The organism is Parablautia sp. Marseille-Q6255, assembly GCF_951230155.1.
Classification (GTDB): domain Bacteria; phylum Bacillota; class Clostridia; order Lachnospirales; family Lachnospiraceae; genus Choladousia.
Map to the genome: position 1 here is coordinate 56,184 of NZ_CATNVD010000011.1, position 22,620 is coordinate 78,803.

The following is a 22,620-nucleotide window of genomic DNA, read 5'->3' on the forward strand; positions in this document are numbered from 1 at the left end:
TGGAATTTCAGGTGCAGGTATGGTATGATAGAAAGACCTGAAACACAGAAAATACGAAAAGATAATCAACTGGGAGGGCATGAAAATGTCAGAAATTAAAGAACTTATACGCACAGAATCAGATGGAACGATCAGCTTTGGAGACTATACGCTGTCGGAAAAGACGAAGCGTTCTGATTATGAGTATGATGGAGATTTATATAAAGTAAAGACATTTGCAGATATCACAAAGCTGGAGCGCAACGGCATGTTCGTATATGAGTCTGTGCCGGGTACGGCAGTGCATCATTTCCACGCAACCGGGAACGGCGTATCCTTTGAGGTAGAGGGCACGCAGGATGTGCAGATCATTCTCGGACTGGAGGAGGACGCACAGTACAAGGTATACATCAGCGATACAAATACCGGCACGATGGAGACAAAGATGGGCGGCAAGCTCGTACTGAGTGTAGAAGTAAGCGGCTGCGCGGGAAATGTACCGGTAAAGGTTGTGAAATTATAAATGGCAAAAGCAAAGACGGTGTTTTTCTGCCAGAACTGCGGCTTTGAATCCTCAAAATGGATGGGGCAGTGCCCGGGCTGCAGACAGTGGAATACGTTTGCAGAAGAACCAAAGACAGTGAGCAGGCGATCCGGGACATCGGCGGGGAGCGGACATCAGGCGGCGCAGGCGCAGACGCTTCTGGAGATCGAGATGAGCAGTGCACCGCGCACGACGACCGGGATCGGAGAACTGGACAGAGTGCTTGGCGGGGGAATCGTACAGGGTTCCCTCGTTTTAGTAGGAGGAGATCCGGGTATCGGAAAATCAACCCTGCTTTTGCAGGTGTGCCGAAATCTTTCCGGCAGCGGGAAAAAGGTGCTGTATATTTCCGGTGAGGAATCTCTGCAGCAGATCCGCATGAGAGCAGAGCGTATGGGAACGTTTACTTCACAGCTTCTGATCCTGTGCGAGACGGATCTGGAGGCCATTCGCGAGACGATCTCCTCCCTGAGACCGGAGGTCGTGATCATCGACTCGATCCAGACGATGTACAGCGAAGCTGTGGCATCTGCGCCGGGAAGTGTGTCCCAGGTCAGAGAGTCGACCGGAACACTGATGCAGATCGCAAAAGGAATGAACATCTCCATCTTTATTGTAGGGCATGTCACAAAGGAGGGAGTCGTGGCGGGACCGCGCGTGCTGGAGCATATGGTGGATACGGTCCTGTATTTTGAGGGGGACCGTCATGCCTCCTACCGCGTGCTGCGCGGGGTAAAGAACCGTTTTGGCTCGACCAACGAGATCGGCGTATTTGAGATGAAGGAGACAGGACTTTGCGAGGTGAAGAATCCTTCTGAATACATGCTGGAGGGAAAGCCCGAGGGAGCTTCCGGCTCTGTCGTAGCATGTACGATGGAAGGGACGCGTCCCGTGCTCCTTGAGGTGCAGGCGCTTGTATGCAGGAGCAGTCTGGCATTTCCGCGCCGGACGGCTGCGGGGACAGACCTGAACCGTGTGAATCTGCTCATGGCAGTGCTGGAAAAGAGGGCAGGGCTGGGGCTGTCGTCCTGCGATGCGTACGTCAATATCGCAGGAGGCATCCGTATGAACGAGCCGGCGCTCGACCTGGGAATTATTCTGGCGATCGCTTCCAGTATGAAAGATCAGGCGATTCCGGAAAAGACGATTGCTTTTGGCGAGGTGGGACTGAGCGGAGAGGTACGGTCGGTCAGCATGCCGCAGCAGCGCGTAAGAGAGGCAAAGAAGCTGGGATTCGATACGGTGATACTCCCGGAGGTATGTAAAAAGCAGGTCAGGGAGATCGAGGGCATCCGTCTTATCGGCGTGCGCAACGTGCGGGAGGCGATCCAGACGGTCCTGTAGCAGACAGCATGTCATTTCGTAATGGGGCATGCGGGCGGTCTGCTGGCGCATTTTGAAATTTTTTGAAAAAATCATTTGACATTCCCCGGAAAGTATGGTATAAAGATTTGGTGAGTGATTCATAGGGGTTTGGTCAAGTGGTATGACAGGAGTCTCCAAAACTCTTAGTGGGGGTTCGATTCCCTCAACCCCTGTACATTCAGCCTCAGAAGCTGTCGAAGCCGATAGTTCTGAGGCTGTTTTACTGCCATGGAGATTCTTCACGAATCTTAGGAAAATATAAAGGAAACATTAAAAAAAAATAAAATGTATTTGACTTTCTGTCGGATACTTAGTATAATGGCAATAGACAAACGAGAATACCAATCAAATATAGGATGGATTGTTACTGATTAGCAGGCAAAACCAATTCCGGTAGACAGCAGGGAGTGTAAGAGAATGCATAGCATATGTCTACTGTGATTTGGTTTTTTTATTTTTGGGGTTATTTGAGATGCGTATACTGAAAGTGATCAATAATAACATCGTCAGCGCAGTGGATGATAAGAATGAAGAAGTGATCCTGATGGGAAAGGGACTCGGTTTCCACACCAAGGCAGGACAGCAGATCTGCACAGAGCGGGTTGAGAAGGTATTCCGCTTAAATGATGAGAGCGCCAAGGGCAGATTTGAGGAGCTTTTAAAGCAGATGCCTCTGGAGCATATCCAGCTTTCTGTAAAGATCATCGACTATGCGAAGCAGGTTCTGAAAAACCGGATGAATCCAAACATATACATCACCCTGACAGATCACATTGATTTTGTGATCCAGCGGATCCGTTCCGGGATCGATTTCCCCAATCCTCTTTTGTGGGAGGTAAAGACCTTTTACCCCAGCGAGTATCTGATCGGTGAGTACGCAGTCAGCCTGATCCGTCAGGAGCTCGGAATCGAGCTCAAGGACAATGAGGCAGCTTCGGTCGCTTTGCATCTGGTAAATGCCGAGTACAACACGGACATGAACAATACGATGAAGATCACATCGACGATCCGTGAGGTCCTCGGGATCATAGAAGAATACATGGGCAGAAAGCTGGATGAAGAGAGCCTGCATTACTCAAGACTGGTCACACATCTGAAGTTTCTGGTGCATCGGATCTTTACAAATCAGATCCTCGATGACGGAGAGACGGAGCTTTCCGAGATGATCCGCAGGATGTATCCTGATGAATACGGCTGCAGCGAGCGGATCGCAGACTATATCAGCGGTAAATACGAGACCTGCACGATCTCTCAGGACGAGATCACGTACCTGGCGGTGCATATCCGCAGAGTCTTTGTAGAGCTATATAAACTAGAAGACGAATAAAACATCAAAGAAGGAGAAAGACAGACATGTTAGGATCATTAAAAGAAAAGCTTGGTTTTGGAAAAAAGGCAAAGGCAGAGATCATCGGTGCTCCGATCGAGGGAGAAGCGGTAGCGATCTCAGAGGTCAGCGATCCGACCTTTGGCGAGGAGATCATCGGAAAGGGCATGGCGATCCGGCCGGCAGTAGGAAGAGTAGTGGCTCCGGTAGACGGAACGGTGGCAATGCTTTTTGAGACAAAGCATGCAGTGGCAGTGACGTCGGAGGCAGGAACAGAGATCCTGATCCACATCGGACTGGATACAGTTACGCTCAAGGGTGAGCATTTTACTGCTCATGCGCAGGCCGGGCAGAAGGTTAAGGCAGGAGATCTGCTTCTGGAGTTTGATATCGAGGCGATCAAGGCTGCAGGTTTTGATGTGATCTCTCCGGTTGTGATCTGCAATACGGCAGATTTCTCTGAGATCCGCCCGACGACAGGAAAATACGTGAAGGTGCTGGAAGAAGTGCTTTCTCTGGAGAAATAAGCCTGGAAGGGTAAGGTACGGTATCTAAGCCTGCAAGTCAGGCTTATATATAGAAGATAAGATCATAAAAAAAGGGAGGAAAAAAGTATGATGAAGTATCTTCAAAAACTGGGAAAAGCATTAATGCTTCCTGTAGCATGTCTGCCGATCTGTGGTATCCTGATGGGTATCGGATATTTTATGTGTCCGGAGACAATGCAGGGTGGTGAGATCACAGGTCTTATCCCAACAATCGGTCTGTTCCTGGTAAAGGCAGGCGGAGCTCTTATTGACAACATGGCAATCCTGTTCGCGATCGGCGTTGGTGTCGGCATGTCTGACGATCACGACGGTACAGCAGGTCTTGCAGCTCTTGCATCCTGGCTGATGATGACAACTCTTCTGAGCGAAGCCGTTGTAACAGTTATCAGAACGGGCGTAGCAGAGAACGCAACACAGCTTCTGGCATTCAAGAAGATCGCAAACCCGTTCATCGGTATCATTGCCGGTCTGATCGGTGCAACCTGCTACAACAAGTTCAAGAACACACAGCTTCCGACATGGCTGGCATTCTTCAGCGGAAAGCGCTGCGTGGCTATGGTAGCCGGCGTTGTTTCTATCGTTGCATCTGCAATCCTGCTGTTCGTATGGCCGCTGATCTTCGGTGGACTTGTAGCAGTAGGTAAGGGTATTGTAAGCCTTGACGCAGTAGGTGCAGGTATCTATGCATTCCTGAACCGTCTGCTCATCCCGACTGGTCTGCATCATGCGCTGAACAACGTATTCTGGTTCGACACGATCGGTCTTGGCGATATCACACACTTCTGGGCAGGTGAGACATCTGCTGATGTTACATGGAGCCTTGGTATGTACATGTCCGGCTTCTTCCCGTGTATGATGTTCGGTATCCCGGGTGCAGCTCTGGCTATGGTTCACACAGCAAAGAGCAACAAGAAGAAAATCGCAATCGGTCTGGTAGCTTCTGCAGCAGTATGTTCTTTCATCTGCGGTGTTACAGAGCCGTTTGAGTTCGCATTCATGTTCCTTGCTCCGGCACTGTACGTAGTTTACGCTCTGCTTTACGGTATCTTCACATTTGTTACAGTATCTCTTGGATTCCGTGCAGGCTTCTCCTTCTCGGCAGGTCTGACAGACCTTGTATTCTCTGCTCCGCTTCCGGCAGCAGCTAAGACATGGCTGATCATCCCGCTTGGAATCGCAGCTTTCGTTGTATTCTATGTGGTATTCCGTTTCGCGATCACAAAGTTTGATCTGAAGACTCCGGGACGTGAGGATGACGATGAGGACGAGACAAAGGTAGTTCTTGCAAACAACAACTTTACAGAAGTTGCAAAGATCATCCTGGAAGGTATCGGTGGAAAAGAGAACATCACATCAATCGACAACTGCATCACAAGACTTCGTCTTGAGATCAAGGATTACACAGCTGTAGATGAGAAGAAGATCAAATCCGCAGGCGTTGCAGGCGTTATCCGTCCGGGTAAGACAAGCGTGCAGGTAATCGTTGGTACACAGGTACAGTTTGTAGCAGATGAGTTCAAGAAATTATGTAAATAATTTTTCTCTGCGATACAGACAATAAAAAGAAATAAATGGGGTGCTGTAGATACATCCGGGAATCCGCCGGGAGTGTATGCTGCAGCGCTCCGTTTTTGTATTTGAGAGATTTTATAAAAAAGCAGGAAAAAGAGAGAGGAAGGATACCATGAAAAACTACATTCTGGAGTGCTGTGTGGATTCTGCAGAATCTGCGGCAGCGGCAAAAGAAGGCGGGGCGACCCGTCTGGAGCTGTGCAGTGCGCTGGTCATCGGAGGCCTGAGCCCTTCTGTCGCGTTGTTTGAGAAAATACGAAGGGAGCTCGATATCCGGATCCATACGCTGTTGCGTCCGCGGTTCGGTGATTTTTGCTATACGCAAAAGGAGCATGAGATTATCCGCAGCGAGATCCGCATGTTCCGGGAGGCAGGCGCGGACGGTGTAGTGATCGGTTCTCTGAAGCCGGACGGCTCACTCGATATGGAGCAGATGCAGGAACTTATGGAGGAGGCGCAGGGGATGTCTGTGACGCTGCACCGGGCATTTGATATGTGCAGAGATCCGTTCGAGACGCTGGAACAGGCGAAGGAGCTGGGGATTGATACGATCCTGACCTCGGGGCAGAAAAATGTGTGTACCGACGGAGCCGGGCTTCTGGCGCAGCTTGTAAAGCAGGCGGACGGGAAGGTGGATATTCTGCTGGGAGCCGGTATCGATGCGTCTGTGATCAGAGATCTGTATCAGAAGACAGGCGCGACCTCTTACCATATGTCCGGAAAGCGGATCGTGGAGAGTCGGATGTGCTATCGCAGGCAGGAGGTAAGCATGGGAGTCGCAGACATGAGTGAATATGAGATCTGGCGTACCGATGCCGAAAAGGTGAGAGCAGCCAGAACAGTATTAGAAGAGCTGTAAAAGAAAAAAGCATATAAAAAGCCTTCGTTTTCAAAGAGGTTTGAACTTTGGTTTCTGCAGCGTCAGTGTATAAGGGGCAATACGCCCTTTTTGCACTGACGCTGATTTTATGTATGGATAAACTGTTACAGAAAGGTTACAGAAAAAATACATTATGGGATTTTGATTGACAGATGACAGGAAATCGCCTATAATGTCAATATTGCGTAGCTTCATGCTTTAATGCGATAATGTGATAATAAAGCATCGCAATAATGAAGCAATCAAGTAATAAGGAAAAGGAGAAATGCAGCATGGTAAAGTATATCGTTAAACGGCTGGGGATAGCAGTTGTTACAATCTGGGTAGTTGCCACATTGACGTTTTTCCTGATGAACATGGTACCAGGCGGTCCGTTCCTCTCAGAAAAAGCAATCAGCCCCAAAGCAATGGAAGCACTGGAGGCAAAGTACGGTCTTGATAAGCCGCTCTCACAGCAGTATGTCACGTATATGACAGACGCGCTTCACGGAGACTTCGGCGACAGCTTAAAGCAGCGCGGCCGTACCGTTATGTCGATCATTTCGACAAAATTCCCGGTATCCGCAAAGCTTGGAGGGCTGGCAGTGCTGACGGCTTTCTGCATCGGTGTGCCGCTCGGATGTATCTCTGCTCTGAACAGGGGGAAGGCGCTCGACAATATCATCATCGTCATAGCCACCTGCGGCATAGCCGTCCCGAGCTTCGTGATCTGTACCCTGCTGATGTATACGCTCGGCGTCAATCTCAAGATCCTGCCTACGCTCGGTCTTGCCTCATGGAAGCACTATATCATGCCGGTTACGGCGCTTGCCTTTTATCCTACCGCGTATATTACCCGTCTGATGCGCTCTTCTATGCTGGACGTACTCGGTCAGGATTACATGCGTACAGCAAAGGCAAAGGGACTGGGGATGACAGTCAGCCTGTTCAAACATGCACTGCGCAATGCGATCCTTCCGGTTGTTACATATATGGGACCGCTGCTTGCCTATACGGTGACCGGCAGCTTTATTGTAGAAAAGATATTTACGATCCCGGGACTGGGAGGCGAGTTTATCGGTTCGATCACCAACAGGGATTATACCGTTATCATGGGGACGACGATCTTCCTTGCGACTCTGATGATCCTGATGAACGTAGTGGTGGATATTGTTTATAAGATCGTAGATCCGCGTATCAAACTGAAATAAGGAGAGAAGAAAAGATGAAAGAGAATCCAAATCCGTTAAGCTTTCAGGCGAGAATCAATCCAGACGATTTTCTTCCGGCTTCTGCACAGGAAAAAGAAAGCCTGGTCGTGATGCGCGAGAGCGTCAGCTTCTGGAAGGATGGTCTGCGCCGCCTGCTGAAAAATAAAGTGGCAATGGTAAGCCTTGTCGTTGTTGTTATTATCATGATCTTTGCATTTATCGTACCGTCGTTTTATCCATATACATATAAGGAACAGATCCGCGGCAGTGAGAACCTGGCTCCGATGCAGTATTCGGAGGAGGAGCTGGAACGCATGGATGCCGGAGAGAAGGTATTTCCGCACGTGATGGGAACCGATAAGCTCGGACGCGACTATGCGATCCGCGTGATGATGGGAGCGCGTATTTCTCTTGTTGTCGGTCTGGTTGCAGCAGTGATCATTTTTATCATTGGCTCTGCATTTGGTTCGATCGCGGCATTCTTTGGCGGCTGGGTGGACATTTTCATGATGCGTCTGGTCGATATCATGTATACGATCCCTGATATTCTGCTGATCGTACTTCTGTCATTTGCCCTGAAGGATCCTCTGGAGAAGCTGTCCATGACGCCGGGCTTTGGCTGGATCCAGGTGCTCGGCGCGAACCTGATCAGTATTTTTATCGTGTTTGCACTCCTGTACTGGGGGGGCATGGCGCGTATGGTCCGCAGCCAGATCCTTACACTGAAGGAGAGCGAGTATGTGACAGCGGCGCGTGCGCTCGGCGCATCGAATGTCAGGATCATCAAGAAGCACCTGCTGACGAACTGTATCGGTACGCTCATTGTTACGACAACGCTTCAGATCCCGTCCTCGATCTTTACAGAGAGCTTTTTAAGCTTTCTCGGACTCGGTGTGGCAGTGCCGATGCCGTCTCTTGGCTCTCTTGCCGGTGAGGCGATCAATGGACTCAATACCTATCCGTATCTGCTGTTTATCCCGGCCGTGACGATCAGTCTGATCATCCTGAGCTTTAACCTGCTCGGCGATGGCCTGCGTGATGCGTTTGACCCGAAGATGAAGAACTAAGAAAGGTGAGAAGCGATGAGTGAATATCTGGTAAATATTGAACATGAGCGCCTGTCCTTCTTTACGCCGGCAGGAGAGGTAAAGGCATTAAATGACGTATCCTTTCACATCAAAGAAGGAGAGGTGCTGGGGATCGTAGGAGAGAGCGGCTCCGGAAAATCGGTTACGGCATACAGCCTGATGGGGCTTACCGCGTATCCGGGAAAGCTGCTCGGAGGTACGCTTGATTTTAACGGACATCACGTCCATGAGATGACAGAAAAGCAGATGCAGAAAATGCGGGGAAATGAGATCTCGATCATTTTCCAGGACCCGATGACGAGTCTGAACCCGGTCTATACGATCGGAAATCAGATCCGCGAGGTGATCCGGCTGCACACAGATAAGACGAAGGATCAGATCCAGGCAAGAGCCACAGAGCTTTTGGAGCTGGTGGGCATCAATGAGCCGAAGAAGCGTCTGAAGCAGTATCCGCATGAGCTCTCAGGAGGAATGCGTCAGCGTGTCATGATCGCGATGGCGCTTGCGTGTGAGCCGAAGCTTCTGATCGCAGATGAGCCGACGACGGCGCTTGATGTGACGATCCAGGCGCAGATCCTGGAACTGATGATGGAACTGAAGGATAAGCTCGGCATGGCGATCATGATGATCACGCATGACCTGGGCGTAGTTGCGAGTATGTGTGACCACATTGCGGTCATGTATGCGGGAAATATCGTGGAGTACGGTCTGACAGACGATATTTTCTACAATCCGAAGCATGAGTATACCAAGGGGCTACTGCGCAGCATTCCGCGTATGGACAGCAAAGAGCATGAGCGTCTGGTGCCGATCGAAGGCACGCCGGTCGACCTGCTCAACCCGCCGAAGGGATGTCCGTTTGCATCCCGGTGCGACAGCTGCATGAAGATCTGTCTGCGGGAAAAAGCTCCGGTAATGCATTTTGGAGATGTACATTATTCAACCTGCTGGATGAACCAGAAAAAAGAGCTGGAAGGAGGAAATCAGCAATGAGTGACAAATTACTGAAAATCGAACATCTTTACCAGTATTTTCCGGCAGGCGGATTTGGAAAGAAAAAGAAATTCGTGCAGGCGGTAGATGATGTTTCCTTCTTTATCAACCGGGGAGAGACGCTTGGCCTTGTCGGAGAGTCCGGATGCGGAAAGACGACTACGGGACGTTCGATCCTGCGCCTCTATGAACCGACGAAGGGGCGGATCGTCTATGATGATACAGTGCTTTTTGACAGCGGCGATGTTCCGGTGCAGGATGAAAACGGCAATGATATCATAGAAAACGGCAGTCCGAAGCTGGGGACAAAGACGTCGGTAGATATGAAGCCGTATCGCCGGCAGATGCAGATCGTGTTCCAGGATCCGTACGCGAGCCTGGATCCGCGTATGACGGTCGGAGATATCGTGGGAGAGGCGATCGACATCCACCATCTTGCGGCAAATAAGCAGGAGCGCTATGACAAGATCCAGAAGCTTCTGGAGTGCGTGGGACTGAACTCGGAGCATGCGAACCGTTATCCGCATGAGTTTTCCGGCGGACAGCGTCAGCGTGTCGGCATCGCGCGTGCGCTCGCGGTAGATCCGAAGTTTATTGTCTGCGATGAGCCGATCTCGGCGCTGGACGTCTCTATCCAGGCACAGGTCGTCAATATGTTTGAGGATCTGCAGGCGCAGATGGGACTGACGTATCTCTTTATCGCGCATGATCTTTCTGTTGTGAAGCATATTTCCAACAGGATCGGCGTAATGTATCTTGGAAAGCTCGTGGAGCTGGCGGACAGCTATGAGCTGATCTTCCACAGTGTGCATCCGTATACCAGGAGTCTGATCTCTGCGATCCCGATCGCGGATCCGAAGACGGCGAGGGCAAGCAGCCGGATCGTACTCGAGGGAGACGTGCCAAGTCCGCTTAATCCGCCGTCCGGCTGCAGATTTCGGACCAGATGCCCGTATGCGACCGAGCAGTGTGCGCAGGAGGTGCCGAAGTGGCGTGAGGTCAGCAAGGGACATTATGCGGCGTGCCATAATCTGGACAAAATTAATTAATCTGAGTGAACAGTTCAAATAAAAAACAGCAGCCGTTTGGTCGTCCGCAAAGTTACAAAAAATAAAAAAAGTGGTAGACAATTAAGAAAATAGGTGCTATACTTTGAAACAGATAATTTAGTACGGTGATGTAATAACACATCGCACAATTATCAAATCACACAGATGCGACAGTGAAGCAACGAGTGAAGGGCCCGCTCCTGAAGACACAGCAGGGGCGGCCACCCGGATCAGATATGTAACAGTCGGAGGGCTGTAGACATATAATCTTAATCTTAAGGAGGAGAAAGATGAAAAAGAGAGCAATTAGCATGCTGCTTGCAGCAGTTATGACAGTTTCTATGGCAAGTGGAACAGTTATGATGGCAGCAGCAGAGGAGGCAGAAGGAAAGCAGCTTTCCGTTCAGGTAGGGCCGGATCCGGAGACGATCGACCCGGCATTAAACAGTGCGGTAGACGGAGGAAATATGATCCTTCACCTGTTTGAGGGACTTTTGACTCAGGATCAGGAAGGACAGCTCGCGCCGGGTCAGGCGGAGTCCTGGGAGACGTCAGAGGATGGTCTTACATGGACCTTCAAGCTCCGTGAGGGCCTGAAATGGTCTGACGGTTCTGATCTGACGGCAAATGATTTTGTTTACAGCTGGAGACGTGTATGTGATCCGAATACGGCAGCTCCGTATGCAGAGACGGTGCTTGGCATGGTAGAAGGATACGATGCAGCGATCGAAGGAGACCTTGAGGCGCTTGGCGTGACAGCAGTGGATGATCTGACACTGGAAGTAAAGCTGTCCAATCCGTGTACATATTTCGGAAATCTGGCAGCATTCCCGACATTAAGCCCGGTACAGCAGGCGACTGTAGATGCTAACGGCGATGCATGGGCAGTAGATGCGTCTACTTATATTTCAAACGGACCGTTCATGATCACAGAGTGGGTACCGGGTTCTCACATCATCACGAGCAAGAACCCGAACTACTGGAATGCAGATGCGATCAAGCTTGGCAGCATCAAATGGAACCTGATCGAGGATGCAAATGCTTCCTACAGTGCATATCAGAATGGCGAAGTACAGTTTATCAAGGATGTTCCGACAGAGGAGATCCCGAGCCTTGAGGGCAACGAGGAGTTCTATGTAGATCCGATCATCGGTACGTACTATATTTCCTTTAACGACCAGATCGAGCCGTTTAATGATGTAAATGTCCGCAAGGCTCTGAACCTTGCGATCGACAGAGAGTATGTGGCTAACACCCTGATGCAGGGCACCTATTCACCGGCACAGAGCTTTATAGGACCTGGCTGGAAGGATATGGACGGCACAGACTTCGTAGAAAATGGTCCGGAGGGCGGCTATCTTCCGCTGAACGCTGATATCGAGGGCGCTCTGGCAGCTCTTGAGGAGGCTGGATATCCGAATGGCGAGGGACTTCCGGTACTGACTTACTCTACAAATGACGCTGGCTACCACAAAGCACTTGCTGAGTATCTGCAGTCCGCATGGGCAGAGATCGGCGTTACACTTGAGGTAGAGGTTGTTGAGTGGTCCAGCTTCACACCGCTGCGTCGTGCAGGAGACTTCGAGATCTCACGTAACGGCTGGGTAGGCGACTACACAGATCCGTCCAACCAGCTTGAGCTTCTCTACAGCACAAACGGAAACAACGACGGTAAATACAACAATCCGGACTTTGATGCGGCAATCGATAAGTCCAGACAGACGGTTGATCCGGAGGAGCGTTCAGCAGCGCTTCATGAGGCAGAGGATATCATGATGAATGATTATGCTTGTATGCCGGTGGCATATTACAACGATTTCTGGCTCCAGAGCTCAAAGATCGAGGGTATGTGGCATGCATCTAACGGTTTCTGGTACTTCATGTATGCAGACCTTGCAGAGTAATCCTTCTGTGAAACAGCTTATATAAAGGATTATCTAAAAGAGACGGGGCGGTATGGCTTTTGCTGTACTGCCCTGTTTTTTGCGTAATGGAAAAGTTTATTCTTTTTCAATTACTGCTTGCGGCAAGTGGCAGTTAAGGGGTAGAATAAGGGCGGATCATATGGTATCTGGAAGCAGATACAAAAAGACAGGAAAGGATGAGACACAGATGAACAGGAGTATACCACAGCGTCTGGCTGCGCTGCGCAGTCTGATGCAGGAAAAAGGGATGGATGCGTATCTGATCCCGACAGATGATTTCCACGCTTCCGAGTATGTAGGCGATCATTTTAAATGCAGACAGTATATGACGGGATTTACAGGTTCTGCCGGAACAGCAGTTGTGATGCAGGATATGGCGGGGCTCTGGACGGATGGACGCTATTTTATCCAGGCGGCAGAGCAGCTTGAGGGCAGCACGGTGACGCTGTTCCGGATGGGAGAGCCGGGTGTGCCGACCGTCCATGCATTTTTGGAAGAGCATATGCCAAAGGGCGGCTGCCTTGGCTTTGACGGCAGGACAGTCAGCGCACGGGAGGCGGATGAGCTGGAGCGGGAGCTTGCGAAAAAAGACGTATCCCTGAAATGCGAGGAGGATCTTGTGGGCATGATCTGGACGGACCGGCCCGGGCTTTCGGCAGAGCCTGTGAAGGAGCTGGAAGTGAGATGGGCTGGAAGGTCGCGCGCAGATAAGTGTGCGCAGATCCGCAGCGCCATGCAGGAGCGGGGGGCAGACGTTTTCGTTCTGACTACGCTCGATGACATTGCATGGCTTCTCAATATCCGCGGCGGCGACGTACCGTGCAATCCGGTCGTTCTGTCCTATCTCGTGATGACGCAGAAAGATATCGTACTGTTTGCAAATGGATCCGTATTCCCGGAGCAGGTCCGGGAGGCGCTCGCATCGGACGGCGTAGAGATCCGGGCATACGATGCAGTCTATGAGTACGTAGCCGGTCTGGAGAAGGGGCAGCGCGTGCTCCTTTGCAAGGCAAAGGCAAACAGCCGGCTGGTGGCAGGACTCCCGGAGGGCGTAACGCTGCTCGATGAGGAGAATCTGACGCTTCTGCCGAAGGCGATCAAGAATCCGGTCGAGGTGGAGAATGAGCGTATCGCTCATATAAAGGACGGCGTAGCGGTGACAAAGTTTATTTACTGGCTGAAAAAGAATGTCGGAAAGATTCCGATGACGGAGATCAGTGCGGCCGAATATCTGGATCGTCTGCGCGCGCAGCAGGAAAACAATATGGGGAACAGCTTTGAACCGATCATTTCCTACGGGCCGCATGCGGCGATGAATCATTATTCTGCGACGCCGGAGACTGACGTGCCGATCGAGCCGCACGGACTGCTGCTGGCAGATACCGGCGGACAGTATCTGGAAGGAACGACCGATGTGACGCGTACGATCGTGATGGGACCGGTCACTGAGGAGCAGAAGCTGTACTTTACAGCGGTACTGCGCGGAACACTGAACCTTGCTGCTGCGAAGTTCCGCTACGGCTGCCGGGGAGTCAATCTGGACTATCTGGCGCGCGGACCTCTGTGGGAGCTGGGAAAGGATTTTAATCACGGCACGGGCCACGGTGTCGGATATTATCTGAATGTACACGAGGCGCCAAATGGTATCCGCTGGAGGATTGTGCCGGAGCGCAATGACAGCGCGGTGCTGGAGGAGGGCATGATCACCTCTGATGAGCCGGGGTACTACGTGGAAGGACAGTACGGCATCCGGCATGAAAATCTGATCGTCTGCAAAAAAGCACAGGAGACAGAGTTCGGTCCGTTTCTGTGTTTTGAGCATCTGACGATGGTGCCGTTTGACCTTGACGGCATTGTGCCGGAGCAGATGAGTGAACGGGAACGGGCGCTGCTCAACGCCTACCATAAAGAAGTGTACGAGAAAATCTCTCCGTATCTGGAAGCGGAGGAAGCACAGTGGCTGAAAGAAGCGACAAGAGAAATCTGAATATAAGCGTATAAAAGAAAAGGGGATATGGAAAATACCTGATCTGGCAAAGTGAACATTTGCCGGAAGCTGTATTTTTCCATATCCTCTGTTTTTATTTTGTCAGATATTCAGGAAAAGCGATCGTTTGCAAGCATCGCTGCGCCGTAGAGCCCTGCCTTATTTCCAAGCTCGGCTCTTCGTATCTCGACGTGGCGGAAGCTTGGCATGATATGCTCGTAGAATTTCTTTTTGATCTGCTCCAGGACATAGGGCTGCTCCAGGATCCCGCCGCCCAAGATGATGCAGGAAGGATTCAGGGTGTGGGTGATCGTCACAAGTCCGTAGACGATCTCCAGGATCCAACCGTCAAGAATTTCCTGTATCTTTGGATCATCGAGGCGGGTGAAGATGAGGCGTCCGTTTGTCAGAGCCGGGTCGTACTCCATTGCCTTTTTGACGAGAGCAGTCGTGGAAGCATACTTTTCGTAGCAGCCGCTGAACAGGTCTTCTTCCGGATGACGGTCCTCCGGATGCGTGATGACTGCGCCGAATTCTCCGGCGGAACAGCTGCTTCCGTGATAAAGATTTCCGTTTAGATAAAGAGCGCCGCCTACGCCTGTACCGTATGCGAGGCAGACAAAGTTCTTTTCATTTTGTCCTGCCCCGAAGTATGCTTCTCCGATCGCTGCTGCATTCACATCGTTTTCCACATACGTCGGTGCGTGGAATTCCTGCTGTACGATAGCGCCCAGACCGATGCCGGTATAGCCGGGAACATTCTGATTGGCGTAGATGATCCTGCCGTCTTCCGGGTCTACCTGCCCGGCAGTGCTGATGCCGATCGTGCCAAAATCCACGGTCTGCGCGTAATCGCGGATCGTCTTAATGACGAGCTCGACGATGTGTGCGCCGCCGAGAAAGCCTTCTGACGGACATTCGCGGATCTCCTCTAATACATTTGTTTCGCTGTTAAAGACGGCTGATTTAAGTGCTGTGCCGCCGATGTCCAGTACCATTGTTTTCATAAGTAGCATCCCCCCTGCATTATGCCGTATATATGATACATTGATTTATTGTTGCCTGTTTTATTGTTACCTGTTTTACTGTTGCCTGTTCTGCAGCGCCCCTGACTGCTACAGGAGCTTTTTTGAGATTGCTTCGCTGGTAGCGGCGCGCGCTTCCTGGATCGCATCCGGGTCCTGATTGCAGTAGCCATAGTAGAGACATTCAAGCAGCAGGAGCTGACCGATCTTGGCTGCGATACAGCCGGATTGCAGAGGGCTTTCATTGTAGCCGCAAAGCAGGACGACATCTGCCAGCTGCGCTGCCATAGAGTTGCGAAAATGCGTCAGCAGGATGACTGGTATCTGCCGCTTCTTTGCCAGTGTCAGAAGCTCTTCTGCGTCCTTTGTAGAGCCGGAATAAGAAAAAAACAGGATCACATCCTGTGAGGAAGCCAGCGACGTTGCCATGATCTGCATATGAGAATCTGCAATGTGGATAAATTTGTTCGTCACCTGGGAAAATCTTGCCCATGCGTCCTGTGCCAGAACCGTGTTTCCGCCATGACCAAAGCAGAACACCTGCCTGGCGCGGTGAAGATACCTTACGGCGCGGTTGAAGGAGACGGGTTCCATCTGCTCCAGCGTCTCGTTTACAGAAATAAAAAAAGCATCGCGCAGTTTTTTTCCGATGGTAGCCATCGTATCGGTCGTAAAGATCCCCTGCGGCTGATCGGAAAATTCGCCCAGCTCATTTGGATGAGAGGTTTTGGCGAGCGCGAGCTTCAGGTCGTTGTAGCCGGACAGTCCGAGCATCCGGCAGAAGCGGGTGATGGTCGCCTCAGATACGCCGCAGTTTTCTGCCAGAGAGGAGATGGACAGATACTGTGCCTTCTCCGTATTCGCAAAAATATAATTTGCCAGCAGCTTGCCGGAACGTGTCATTTGATTGTATCGGTTTGTCATTTCTTCCAGGATATTCTCAGTCAATTTTATTCCTCCATTTAGCAAAACCTGTGAAAATCACACCTGCATCCTATTATAGAGCATATTGTCTTTATGGTCAATATTTTCAAAAGCTTTCGTTAAATAAAATTATTTTCAAAATATAATGGATAAAAGCGAGATAGAGAACTGGATAATCATATAAAAACTGGTAAAACTGCACAATTAATGTAAATGATTTTCATTTAATTGTTATATTGAAAATGATTTGCGAAAGGAATATAATAGGCTTACAAAATGCCGGGAACAGGCGCTGCGAAGGTAACGCAGGAAAACAAATGCTTCATAAATACATAATTTTAATTGATATACAGGAACAGGAGAAAATGGGACAAGAAAGGAGACAGTATGAAAAAAGAGGAACTTTTTGAACGGATCAGAGGAAAGGTGATCGTTTCCTGTCAGGCGGTTCCGGGTGAGCCATTATATGTGGAGGAAAAATCTGTCATGTATCTGATGGCGCGCGCGGCAAAGCAGGCAGGCACACCGATGATCCGCACGAGCAGTATCCGCGATGTCCTTGCGATCAAAGAAGAGACGGGGCTTCCGGTGATCGGGCTTGTGAAGGTGCAGTATGAGGGATTTGAGAGCTACATCACGCCGACTATGAAAGAGGTGGATGATCTGGTAGCCGCCGGATCAGATATTATCGCGCTTGACTGTACACAGCAGAAACGCGGAGATGGAAAAACAGTCAGCGAATTTATCACGGAGGTGCGTACAAAATATCCGGATGCGATCCTGATGGCGGATATTTCTACATACGAAGAAGGAATCCAGGCATGGAAGCTCGGCATGGACATTGTCGGCACGACGATGAGCGGATATACGAGCTATACGGAAAAGACGGACGGACCGGATTATGAGCTGGTAAAGCGTCTGGCCGCTGCTGTTGATATTCCGGTCATCGGGGAAGGGCGCATCCATTATCCGCAGCAGGCAGTTGAGATGCTGGATGCAGGCGCGTTTGCAGTCGTGGTAGGAGGAGCGATCACAAGACCTCTGGAGATCGCGCAGCGTTTTATCAGCGCAGTGGATGCAGCGCAAAGCAGATGATGCAGATACAGTTTTATTTAGGAATAAACGAGCAGGAGGATACTTATGTCAAAGTATGATATCAATAAATTTAAGCATGTAACGGTTGCGCTCAATACACCGTTTGCGAAGGATGGCAGTGTGGATGTTGATGCAGTCAGGCGCGTATCCCGCTATTTTCGTGATAAGGGTGTAAAGCAGATGTACGTCTGCGGAAGTACCGGGGAAGGATTTCTGCTGGATACGGAGGAAAGAAAGCTGGTCGCAGAGACGGTAGTCGATGAGGTCGGAGATGATATGAACATCATTGTTCATGTCGGCTGTCCCGATACGAGACACTCCTGCATACTGGCAGAGCATGCGGAGAAGATCGGCGCTGCTGCTACATCGGCAGTTCCGTGCGTATACTACCGTCCGAGCGAGGAGAGTGTGTATCAGCACTGGACCGAGATCACAAAGGCGGCTGATCTGCCATTTTTTATCTATAATATCCCGCAGCTTACAGGCTTCAATCTTTCCATGAACCTCTTTGGAAGAATGCTGGAGAATGAGCGTGTTGCAGGTGTAAAGTGCTCGTCTGATCCGGCGCAGGATATTCTCAGATTCAAGCTGGCAGGAGGAAAAGATTTTATCGTGTTCAACGGACCGGACGAGCAGTTTGTCGCAGGACGGCTTCTCGGGGCGGACGCCGGGATCGGCGGCACATACGGCGCGATGCCGGAGCTTTATCTGAAGATGGATGAACTCATTGCGCGCGGAGAGTGGGAGAAGGCGGCGCAGGTACAGAACATCGTCACACCTTTGATCTACAGACTGTGTTCCTTCGCTTCCATGCACGCAGCGGTAAAGGGGATTATTTCTCTTGACGGCTGTCCGATGGGCGATCCGAGACTGCCCTTCCTTCCGGTCGCACTGGATGATCCGAAGCTTACAGAACTTTACCGCGATATCAGACAGGCGATCGCGGATACCAGGGATCTGTAAAAAGCAGTAAGGGACGGGGATTTGGAGAAAGACTATGAAAAAACATATCGTATGTTTTGGTGATTCGAATACGCACGGCTACTGGGCGGAAACGGACGGCAGGTTTGATGAGGCGCACAGATGGACGCAGCTGCTTCAAAGAGAACTCGGATCCGATTATCTGATCATTGAGGAAGGATTAAGCGGCAGGACCACATGTTTTGATGATCCGATCCATGAGGGGATGTCGGGGCTGGATTATATCTGCCCGTGCCTGAAAAGCCACGAGCCGGTCGATCTGCTGATCGTCATGCTCGGGACGAATGATACGAAGGAGCGCTTTGGCGCGTCGGCGGCGTGTATTGCGATCGGCATGGGACGGCTTCTCAGAAAAGCAATTTCTGTGGAGGAGTGCTGGAGAGATGGGCGCCCCAATATTCTGCTCGTGACACCGCAGAATATCGGAAGAGAATATGCGGATACGCCGTGTGCTGCGACCATGGGACGCGGCTGCGCAGAGAAATCGCAGGGACTTGCGGCAGAGTATGAAGCGCTTGCCGCGCAGCTTGGCTGTCATTATCTGGATGCAAACAAAGCAGTAGCAGACGGGCCGAACCATGTGGATTATATGCATTTGACTGAGGCAGGGCACCATCAGCTTGCGCATGCGCTTGCAGAAAAGATCCCTTCGCTTTTATGACGGGAGTTGTCCGGGAAAAGAAAGCACGCAATTGGATGAATATATAAAAAGTAAAAACAGAAAAAGTAAAAAATAGTCAATATGCACATAAGAAAAATAAATTATTATAAAACATATTGACATAATGTAAAAATAATGTTAGAATAAATGCAACAGTTTGTGCGAAGTGCACATGACATGGGACATGAAAAATAAAAGGAGGATATGAAGTATGAGATTACGTAAGGGTTTGGCAGTTGCACTGACAGGTGCTATGGCGGTTTCTGCATTTGCAGGCAGTGTGGCAGCAGAGGAAGCTACAGAGATCACTCTGTGGACGTATCCGATCGGAAGCTGGGGCGACGCCGCTACCGTAGAGGGACTGCTGGCAAGCTTTAATGAGGCGCACCCGGATATCACAGTGAAGGTAGAGTATCTGGACTACACGAACGGTGACGACAAGATCAATACCGCGATCGAGGGCGGACAGGCGCCGGATCTGGTTATGGAGGGACCGGAGCGTCTTGTGGCAAACTGGGGTGCAAAGGGACTGATGGTCGATCTGGCAGACCTCTGGACAGACGAGGCAAAGGAAGCGATCTACGATTCTGTAGAAGCAGCATGCCAGAACAATGAAGGTGTATTTTATGAGTATCCTCTGTGCATGACAGCCCATACGATGGCGATCAACAGAGACGTGTTTGAGGCTGCGGACGCACTGCAGTATCTGGACGAGGAGACACGTACCTGGACGACAGAGAACTTTATCAAGGCAGTTGAGGCTGTTTATGCTTCCGGTCAGGAAAATGTAGCTGCAGTATACTGCGGCGGCCAGGGCGGCGATCAGGGTACACGCGCTCTTGTAAATAACCTGTACGGTGGCACATTTACAAATGCAGAGCACACAGAGTACACAGCAGACAGTGAGGAAAATATCAAGGCTCTCGAACTTCTGGCAGGTATGGAAGGGATCAACTTTGACGCATCCTTACAGGGCGCAGACGAGATCAACCTTTTCTGCAACGGCACACTGGCAATGGCATTTTGCTGGAACATCGCTCAGGAGAAAAATAATGTAGAGAATATCGCATTTGACGTTCTTCCGATGGCGTTCCCGACAGAGACAGGTGAACCGCAGCTTTGCGGCGGTATCTGGGGCTTTGGTATCTTTGATAATGGCGATGAGGCGAAGATCGAGGCTGCAAAGACATTTATCGACTTCATGGCAAATGACGAGAAGCAGGTAGTAGAGAGCGTAAAGGCTTCCAGCTACTGGCCGGTAAAGGATCTCGGAAATATCTATGAGGGTGATGAGATGATGACAGAGTACTCCACATTCGTTCAGTACATGGGCGACTACTATCAGGTAGTAGGCGGCTGGGCAGAGGCTCGTACGGCATGGTGGAATATGCTTCAGCAGATCGGCTCCGGCGCAGAGGTATCAGAGGCAGTTGCTACGTTTACAGAGACGGCAAATGCAGCGGCATCTGCCAAGTAAAAGGTCTGGCAGACGGCAGTATCGCTAAAACATCATAAGTAATGTAGACTCGTGCATCCTTCCTGCGTGTCGCGCGGGAAGGGTGCCTTACTTTTTTCAAAAGAAAAATCTGGATTGAGAATGAAAGGGGGATTTCCGGATGTCAAACAGGAGCAGAGCGCTGGCGCGCAGAGAGACAATGGCGGGATATGCTTTTCTGCTTCCGAGTCTGATCTTCTTTGTCGGCTTTGTAATCTATCCGATGATCCAGTGCGTGTATACGAGCTTTTTTGACTCGACGATGGGCAGGGAGGATATATTCGTAGGCTTCAAAAACTATGTGGATCTGGCAAAGGATGAGATTTTCTGGGGAGCGCTGAAAAATACCGTCGTCATCGTGATTGTTTCCGTTCCGGTTACGTGTATTTTTTCTCTGTGGGTCAGCTCTGTGATCTACAATATGAAGGGACCGGCATGCTCGGCCTTCCGCTGTATTTTCTATCTTCCGGTTGTCACGGGCTCTGTGGCAGTCGCTGTTGTATGGAAATGGATGTTCAATAACTATTACGGCATTTTTAATTATGTCGGCAAAGGCGTCGGGCTGCTCGATAAAAATATCAACTGGCTTGGAGACGAACGGTTTGCTCTGGGATGTATCATCCTGATCCTGCTGACGACCTCTGTCGGACAGCCGATCGTGCTGTATGTCTCTGCGCTTAACAACGTGGATCAGAGCCTTGTGGAGGCTGCGCAGGTGGACGGAGCGAACAAATTCCAGTGCTTCTGGAAGATCAAATGGCCGCAGATCATGCCGACGACGCTGTATGTACTCGTCATCACAACGATCAACAGTTTCCAGTGCTTTGCGCTGATCCAGCTGCTTACGAGCGGCGGACCGAACCACAGCACAGATACGATCATGTATTATATTTACTATTCTGCATTCAAGCTGTATAAGTACGGATACGGAAATGCCATGGGCGTTGTGCTTGCAGTCATCATAGCAGTGCTTTCAGCAGTCCAGTTTAAGCTGGCAAAAACAGATTAGGAGGGAGGCGGAGATATGAAATCAACAGCAATGAGTACGAAAGTCTATAAAGTTGTCAGCGTCACCGCCATCGTTATCCTGGCTGTCCTGTTTGCGTTTCCGCTTTACTGGATCGTGACCGGTTCCTTTAAGACGGCGCAGGAGATCAATGCGACCTCACCGGCGTGGTGGCCGTCCGAATGGGTGCTGACGAACTATGAAAAACTGTTCAGTAAGCAGGTAGCGCCGCTGTTTTCGATCACAGTCCCGTTTACGGATATCACATTTGCGGGACCGCAGGTGCCTGCGGCGATCCGCTGGCTGGTGAATACCGTTTTTATGGCGGTTGCAGCGATGGGACTTACGTGTGCGACTGCGGCAATGGCAGGATACGCTCTGGCAAAGAAACGCTTTTTTGGAAGAACGGTGGTCTTTACGATGATCGTCTGTGCGATGGCTCTTCCAAAACAGGTCATCCTGATCCCGCTGCTGCGTGAGATGTCTGCGTTAAAGCTTTACAACACACTGTGGGCGGTGATCCTTCCGATCGTGGGGTGGCCGTTTGGCGTATTTTTGATCAAGCAGTTTGCAGAGGGGATCCCGGGAGAGATGATGGAGGCCGCGCGTATCGACGGCGCTAGTGAGTGGAAGACCTTCTCGCATGTAGCGCTTCCGATGATCAAACCGGGTATCGGTGCACTTGCGATCTTTACATTTATCAATTCATGGAATGACTACTTCATGCAGCTGATCATGCTGACGAGTACGGAGACGTCGACGATCTCCCTCGGTATCGCAAACATGCAGGCAGAAAACTCTACGGATTTCGGTCTGATCATGGCAGGCGCTGCGCTGGCGGCGATCCCGATCATTATTGTATTCCTGATCTTCCAGAAGTATTTTACCAAGGGGATCACAATGGGTGCGGTAAAGGGATAAAAGACAGATCATTCAAGAAAAGGTATCCTGTTTTAAATCGAGTAGGAGGCGGTGATTAGCCGCCG

At 50.5% G+C, this 22,620-nt stretch carries 20 protein-coding genes and 1 tRNA gene; 19 read left to right on the forward strand and 2 right to left on the reverse strand.

Annotation, left to right across the window (positions count from 1 at the left end; genetic code table 11):
* The first annotated feature begins 85 nt into the window (after positions 1-85).
* From QOX44_RS09730 to QOX44_RS09790, 13 genes are all read left to right on the forward strand, one after another.
* Positions 86-502, forward strand: coding sequence for an endosialidase (locus QOX44_RS09730; RefSeq protein ID WP_283682923.1), 417 nt, complete (start codon positions 86-88; stop codon positions 500-502).
* Positions 503-1,867, forward strand: a complete 1,365-nt coding sequence (gene radA, locus QOX44_RS09735; RefSeq protein ID WP_283682924.1) for a DNA repair protein RadA — start codon at positions 503-505, stop codon at positions 1,865-1,867.
* Positions 1,868-1,990: 123 nt separating this feature from the next.
* Positions 1,991-2,061 (forward strand) — tRNA-Trp (locus QOX44_RS09740).
* A 299-nt stretch (positions 2,062-2,360) separates the two neighbouring features.
* A complete protein-coding gene (gene licT / locus QOX44_RS09745; protein WP_283682925.1) occupies positions 2,361-3,215 on the forward strand; it encodes a BglG family transcription antiterminator LicT in 855 nt (284 codons plus the stop codon).
* A gap of 26 nt (positions 3,216-3,241) precedes the next feature.
* Positions 3,242-3,742, forward strand: coding sequence for a PTS sugar transporter subunit IIA (locus QOX44_RS09750; protein WP_283682926.1), 501 nt, complete (start codon positions 3,242-3,244; stop codon positions 3,740-3,742).
* Positions 3,743-3,832: 90 nt separating this feature from the next.
* Positions 3,833-5,299, forward strand: coding sequence for an N-acetylglucosamine-specific PTS transporter subunit IIBC (gene nagE / locus QOX44_RS09755; RefSeq protein WP_283683035.1), 1,467 nt, complete (start codon positions 3,833-3,835; stop codon positions 5,297-5,299).
* A gap of 148 nt (positions 5,300-5,447) precedes the next feature.
* Complete coding sequence (locus tag QOX44_RS09760) at positions 5,448-6,194, forward strand: copper homeostasis protein CutC (RefSeq protein ID WP_283682927.1); 747 nt, start codon at positions 5,448-5,450, stop codon at positions 6,192-6,194.
* Positions 6,195-6,487: 293 nt separating this feature from the next.
* Positions 6,488-7,405: an ABC transporter permease gene (locus QOX44_RS09765; protein ID WP_283682928.1), complete on the forward strand. Its 918-nt coding sequence runs from the start codon at positions 6,488-6,490 to the stop codon at positions 7,403-7,405.
* Between the two features lie 14 nt (positions 7,406-7,419).
* Complete coding sequence (locus tag QOX44_RS09770) at positions 7,420-8,472, forward strand: ABC transporter permease (protein ID WP_283682929.1); 1,053 nt, start codon at positions 7,420-7,422, stop codon at positions 8,470-8,472.
* 15 nt (positions 8,473-8,487) lie between these two features.
* Positions 8,488-9,486 (forward strand): ABC transporter ATP-binding protein, encoded by a 999-nt coding sequence (locus tag QOX44_RS09775; protein WP_283682931.1) that lies wholly within the window; start codon positions 8,488-8,490, stop codon positions 9,484-9,486.
* A complete protein-coding gene (locus tag QOX44_RS09780) occupies positions 9,483-10,535 on the forward strand; it encodes an ABC transporter ATP-binding protein (RefSeq protein WP_283682932.1) in 1,053 nt (350 codons plus the stop codon). Before QOX44_RS09775 ends, QOX44_RS09780 begins: the two co-directional genes overlap by 4 nt.
* A gap of 290 nt (positions 10,536-10,825) precedes the next feature.
* Positions 10,826-12,439, forward strand: coding sequence for a peptide ABC transporter substrate-binding protein (locus QOX44_RS09785; protein ID WP_283682933.1), 1,614 nt, complete (start codon positions 10,826-10,828; stop codon positions 12,437-12,439).
* Positions 12,440-12,647: 208 nt separating this feature from the next.
* Positions 12,648-14,447, forward strand: coding sequence for an aminopeptidase P family protein (locus tag QOX44_RS09790; protein ID WP_283682934.1), 1,800 nt, complete (start codon positions 12,648-12,650; stop codon positions 14,445-14,447).
* Between the two features lie 110 nt (positions 14,448-14,557).
* Here the strand turns inward: QOX44_RS09790 and QOX44_RS09795 are convergent, their stop codons facing one another.
* Complete coding sequence (locus QOX44_RS09795) at positions 14,558-15,454, reverse strand: ROK family protein (protein ID WP_283682935.1); 897 nt, start codon at positions 15,452-15,454, stop codon at positions 14,558-14,560.
* A gap of 108 nt (positions 15,455-15,562) precedes the next feature.
* Positions 15,563-16,420, reverse strand: a complete 858-nt coding sequence (locus QOX44_RS09800) for a MurR/RpiR family transcriptional regulator (RefSeq protein WP_283682936.1) — start codon at positions 16,418-16,420, stop codon at positions 15,563-15,565.
* A gap of 363 nt (positions 16,421-16,783) precedes the next feature.
* Between QOX44_RS09800 and QOX44_RS09805 the strand changes: the two genes are divergently transcribed.
* From QOX44_RS09805 to QOX44_RS09830, 6 genes are all read left to right on the forward strand, one after another.
* Positions 16,784-17,491, forward strand: a complete 708-nt coding sequence (locus tag QOX44_RS09805) for an N-acetylmannosamine-6-phosphate 2-epimerase (RefSeq protein ID WP_283682938.1) — start codon at positions 16,784-16,786, stop codon at positions 17,489-17,491.
* Positions 17,492-17,536: 45 nt separating this feature from the next.
* Positions 17,537-18,454, forward strand: a complete 918-nt coding sequence (locus QOX44_RS09810; RefSeq protein WP_283682939.1) for a dihydrodipicolinate synthase family protein — start codon at positions 17,537-17,539, stop codon at positions 18,452-18,454.
* Positions 18,455-18,488: 34 nt separating this feature from the next.
* Positions 18,489-19,133 (forward strand): GDSL-type esterase/lipase family protein, encoded by a 645-nt coding sequence (locus QOX44_RS09815; RefSeq protein ID WP_283682940.1) that lies wholly within the window; start codon positions 18,489-18,491, stop codon positions 19,131-19,133.
* Between the two features lie 211 nt (positions 19,134-19,344).
* Positions 19,345-20,610 (forward strand): ABC transporter substrate-binding protein, encoded by a 1,266-nt coding sequence (locus tag QOX44_RS09820; protein WP_283682941.1) that lies wholly within the window; start codon positions 19,345-19,347, stop codon positions 20,608-20,610.
* Positions 20,611-20,749: 139 nt separating this feature from the next.
* Positions 20,750-21,637: a carbohydrate ABC transporter permease gene (locus QOX44_RS09825; protein WP_283682942.1), complete on the forward strand. Its 888-nt coding sequence runs from the start codon at positions 20,750-20,752 to the stop codon at positions 21,635-21,637.
* Between the two features lie 15 nt (positions 21,638-21,652).
* Positions 21,653-22,555, forward strand: a complete 903-nt coding sequence (locus QOX44_RS09830) for a carbohydrate ABC transporter permease (protein WP_283682944.1) — start codon at positions 21,653-21,655, stop codon at positions 22,553-22,555.
* The last annotated feature ends 65 nt before the right edge of the window (positions 22,556-22,620 follow it).

What these genes read in the sequence shown, in the direction of transcription:
- QOX44_RS09775 (WP_283682931.1), top strand. Translation starts at nt 8,488, where the DNA reads ATGAGTGAATATCTGGTAAATATTGAACATGAGCGCCTGTCCTTCTTT.
- QOX44_RS09805 (WP_283682938.1), top strand. Translation starts at nt 16,784, where the DNA reads ATGAAAAAAGAGGAACTTTTTGAACGGATCAGAGGAAAGGTGATCGTT.
- QOX44_RS09750 (WP_283682926.1), top strand. Translation starts at nt 3,242, where the DNA reads ATGTTAGGATCATTAAAAGAAAAGCTTGGTTTTGGAAAAAAGGCAAAG.
- QOX44_RS09765 (WP_283682928.1), top strand. Translation starts at nt 6,488, where the DNA reads ATGGTAAAGTATATCGTTAAACGGCTGGGGATAGCAGTTGTTACAATC.
- QOX44_RS09730 (WP_283682923.1), top strand. Translation starts at nt 86, where the DNA reads ATGTCAGAAATTAAAGAACTTATACGCACAGAATCAGATGGAACGATC.
- QOX44_RS09790 (WP_283682934.1), top strand. Translation starts at nt 12,648, where the DNA reads ATGAACAGGAGTATACCACAGCGTCTGGCTGCGCTGCGCAGTCTGATG.
- QOX44_RS09795 (WP_283682935.1), bottom strand. Translation starts at nt 15,454, where the DNA reads ATGAAAACAATGGTACTGGACATCGGCGGCACAGCACTTAAATCAGCC.
- QOX44_RS09770 (WP_283682929.1), top strand. Translation starts at nt 7,420, where the DNA reads ATGAAAGAGAATCCAAATCCGTTAAGCTTTCAGGCGAGAATCAATCCA.
- QOX44_RS09760 (WP_283682927.1), top strand. Translation starts at nt 5,448, where the DNA reads ATGAAAAACTACATTCTGGAGTGCTGTGTGGATTCTGCAGAATCTGCG.
- QOX44_RS09780 (WP_283682932.1), top strand. Translation starts at nt 9,483, where the DNA reads ATGAGTGACAAATTACTGAAAATCGAACATCTTTACCAGTATTTTCCG.
- QOX44_RS09825 (WP_283682942.1), top strand. Translation starts at nt 20,750, where the DNA reads ATGTCAAACAGGAGCAGAGCGCTGGCGCGCAGAGAGACAATGGCGGGA.
- QOX44_RS09820 (WP_283682941.1), top strand. Translation starts at nt 19,345, where the DNA reads ATGAGATTACGTAAGGGTTTGGCAGTTGCACTGACAGGTGCTATGGCG.
- radA (WP_283682924.1), top strand. Translation starts at nt 503, where the DNA reads ATGGCAAAAGCAAAGACGGTGTTTTTCTGCCAGAACTGCGGCTTTGAA.
- QOX44_RS09815 (WP_283682940.1), top strand. Translation starts at nt 18,489, where the DNA reads ATGAAAAAACATATCGTATGTTTTGGTGATTCGAATACGCACGGCTAC.
- QOX44_RS09785 (WP_283682933.1), top strand. Translation starts at nt 10,826, where the DNA reads ATGAAAAAGAGAGCAATTAGCATGCTGCTTGCAGCAGTTATGACAGTT.
- QOX44_RS09810 (WP_283682939.1), top strand. Translation starts at nt 17,537, where the DNA reads ATGTCAAAGTATGATATCAATAAATTTAAGCATGTAACGGTTGCGCTC.
- nagE (WP_283683035.1), top strand. Translation starts at nt 3,833, where the DNA reads ATGAAGTATCTTCAAAAACTGGGAAAAGCATTAATGCTTCCTGTAGCA.
- licT (WP_283682925.1), top strand. Translation starts at nt 2,361, where the DNA reads ATGCGTATACTGAAAGTGATCAATAATAACATCGTCAGCGCAGTGGAT.
- QOX44_RS09830 (WP_283682944.1), top strand. Translation starts at nt 21,653, where the DNA reads ATGAAATCAACAGCAATGAGTACGAAAGTCTATAAAGTTGTCAGCGTC.